The sequence below is a fragment of the Enterobacter sp. UNJFSC 003 genome (genome assembly GCF_036903355.1).
GTDB lineage: Bacteria > Pseudomonadota > Gammaproteobacteria > Enterobacterales > Enterobacteriaceae > Enterobacter.
Window position 1 is genome coordinate 1 of record NZ_JBAKHK010000186.1, and the last position, 268, is coordinate 268.

Sequence of the window (268 nt, forward strand, 5' to 3'; positions counted from 1 at the left end):
CGCTTGTCGAACCGTTCGACGCATTGTCAAACGACGAACTGCGCTGGGAACCGTAATCAGAAAATGCGCTCCTGATGCACCCATACCGCTGCTTCCACGCGAGACTTGAGCTTCATTTTCTTCAGCATGTGCTTGACGTGCACTTTTACTGTGCTTTCGGTGATATCCAGGCGGCGGGCAATCATCTTGTTCGGCAAACCCTGGGCAATCAGCTTGAGAATATCGCGCTCGCGTGGGGTTAACTGGTTAACATCGCGCTCAGTAGTGG

Annotated in this window: 1 protein-coding gene; it reads right to left on the minus strand. The window is 53.0% G+C overall.

The window, feature by feature from the left end; genetic code table 11:
* Positions 1-56: 56 nt before the first annotated feature.
* A partial coding sequence (locus V5P19_RS23715) for a LuxR C-terminal-related transcriptional regulator (RefSeq protein ID WP_334407997.1) occupies positions 57-268 on the minus strand: 212 nt, incomplete at its 5' end.